The organism is Nocardia sp. NPDC060220 (assembly GCF_042727815.1).
Classification (GTDB): domain Bacteria; phylum Actinomycetota; class Actinomycetes; order Mycobacteriales; family Mycobacteriaceae; genus Nocardia.
Genome location: NZ_JBHWZY010000948.1, coordinates 1 through 2,475, shown reverse-complemented (window position 1 = coordinate 2,475; position 2,475 = coordinate 1). Strand labels below are relative to the sequence as shown.

At 64.9% G+C, this 2,475-nt stretch carries 3 protein-coding genes; 2 read left to right on the top strand and 1 reads right to left on the bottom strand.

Annotated elements, in window-relative coordinates; all coding sequences use genetic code 11:
- A partial coding sequence (locus ACFWF3_RS32105; protein WP_379317567.1) for an NPCBM/NEW2 domain-containing protein occupies positions 1 to 314 on the top strand: 314 nt, incomplete at its 5' end.
- Between the two features lie 110 nt (positions 315 to 424).
- Positions 425 to 1,540 carry a serine hydrolase domain-containing protein gene (locus ACFWF3_RS32100; RefSeq protein ID WP_379317565.1) on the top strand — a complete coding sequence of 372 codons (1,116 nt, stop codon included), beginning with the start codon at positions 425 to 427 and terminating at the stop codon, positions 1,538 to 1,540.
- An 84-nt stretch (positions 1,541 to 1,624) separates the two neighbouring features.
- Here ACFWF3_RS32100 and ACFWF3_RS32095 read toward each other — a convergent pair.
- Positions 1,625 to 2,475 (bottom strand): LLM class flavin-dependent oxidoreductase (locus ACFWF3_RS32095; protein ID WP_379317563.1); only part of this gene is annotated, 851 nt, incomplete at its 5' end.

Below are 2,475 nucleotides of genomic sequence, written 5' to 3'. Positions count from 1 at the left end.
CCTCCTACAGTCGCTCTGTCCTGCTCGAGCCCTACCGCGAGCAGTTGGCGTTCGTCGAGTACGACCTGGGACGCAAGTTCACCCGGCTCGACGGAGTGCTGGGCATTCAGGACGATTCGACGCCCAGCGACATCGCTGTTCAGTTCCAGATCTACGCCGACGGAGCGCTGCTCACCGATGTGGTGGTGAAACTGGGTGCCACGGTGCCGGTCCATCTCGAATTCGACAAGCCGCTGCGCCTACGGCTTCAAGTGACCGATACGACCGGCGGTAACTGCGTCGGGGTGTTCGGAGATCTGCGCGCCACCCGATAGTCGTCGTCGGTAGTGTCAGCACTACCGGGTATCGGGGAGTCGGCAGGCTTCTCGTGGCAGGGCGTTCTCCCTAGTTTCATGGGATGCGGATGAAACTTGCGATGCTGGGGATGACGGTCTTGATAGCCACGTCGTGCGGCGTGGACACTTCGCCCGGTGCCACGGAAGCGGGCCGGGCGGAGATCACGGCCGCGCTGAACAGCGCGGTGCGCCAAGGCTATCCGGGAGCTCAGGCGGTGATCACCGACAAAAGTCATACCTGGACAGTCACCGCAGGTGTGGCCGACGTGGCCACCGGCAGGTCGTTTTCCGACGATGATCGGCTCCGGATTGCCAGCAACACCAAGCCGTTCGTCGCCACTGTGATGCTGCAGTTGGTGGCCGAGGGCAAGGTCGAGCTGGATGCGCCGGTGGAACGGTATCTGCCGGGCGTGGTGCACGGGCCGGGTATCGACGGCAATCGGATCAAGATCCGAAACCTGTTGCAGCACACCAGTGGACTGCCCGAGTATGCGGCCGAGTTCGGGGCGCCGCCCAAGCCTGGCCAGGTCGCGGGCCTCACCGAGCAAGTCCGCTGGGGGATAACGGATATCGCCCAAGTGGTCCGCAACGTTCTTACCGCGCCAGCCGATTTCGAGCCCGGTGCGCAATGGGCATATTCCAACACCAACTACGCCATCGCCGGGATGGTGATCGAGCAGATCACCGGAAACCCGGTAGGCACCGAGGTCACCCATCGCATCATCGAGCCTCTCGGCTTGCGCAGCACCTACTACCCGAGTCCTGATGAAGTCGACATCCGCGGCCCCCATCCGAAGGGGTACACCGAGATCGGTGGCGTACAAGTCGACTACACCAGCCAGAACGTCTCGTGGGCCGGCGCGGCCGGTGCGATGGTCGCCTCCGGCGCGGACCTGAACCGCTTCTTCCTCGCCCTGTTGGACGGAAAGCTGCTCCCGTCCGCGCAATTGGCGGAGATGAAGAATGTCCGGCCTACCGGAGTGGACAGCACATGGGCCTACGGTCTCGGCCTGGCGCGAATCACGATGTCGTGCGGCAACGAGCTCTGGGGTCATACCGGCGGTCTGTCGGGCACCGTGACCTATGACGGCGTAGTCCTCACCACAGGCCGTGCCGTCACCATCGCCCTCAACCAGGACCTGATGGACGACCGCTACCAGGAAGGTTCGCGCGCTTTGGACGCTGCTGCCTGCTCGGCACCCTAGAGCCTGTGTCGAAGTCCTCTCCGGCCGGGTGCGGGACGGTCTGCTGTGGGCATCGGAACGAGATACCCACAGCAGCACCATCACTCAGGCATCGACGGATACGGTGGCCGATCGGAGGTCGGGCAGGCCGAGGTTGTCTCGCAGGGTGGTTCCGGTGTACTCGGTGCGGAGGGCGCCGCGGTCTTGGAGCAGCGGGACCACGCGGTCGACGAATTCGTCCAGGCCGGTCGGGACGAGGTGGGAACCGAGGATGAAACCATCGGAGCCATCGCTGCTGACGAAATCGTCGATCTTCTCCGCAACCCGGGCCGGTGTTCCGACGATCGGACCGCGCTCGAACTGGTCGATCACCGTTTCGCGCAGGGTCAGCTTCTTGGCCTCGGAGACCTCGCGCAACCGTTTGACCGTGGCGAAACGGTCCTGGTGCAGGAAGGCGCGGCCCTGGATGAACGGCGCCGCGTCGGGATCGGGCTCGATATCGGGGATCGGGCCCTCCGGGTCGTAGCCGGACAGGTCCCGGTTCCAGATCTGTTCGAGCAGGATCAGCGCGGTCTGTCCGGTGACCTGTTCGTTGCGGATGGCGTGGTACTTCTCGATCGCCTCGGCTTCGGTGTCGCCGAGGACGAAACTTGCCGACGGCAGGATCTTGATGTCGTCGGGCGAGCGCCCGGCAGCTACCGCGCGAGCCTTGATGTCGCGATAGAAGTCCGCGGCCTCGGGAAGCTTGCCGTAGGGGGAGAAGATGGCGTCGGCATTGGCCGCGGCGAAATCGCGTCCCTGCGGTGAGACGCCGGCTTGCAGGATCACCGGCCTGCCCTGTGGGCTGCGCGGCACCGTGAACCGGCCGGAGATGTCGAACTGCCGGCCACGGAATTCGAACGCACCGGCATCGGGCCGGGCCAGGAATCGCCCGCTGTCCTTGTCGGCGACGATAT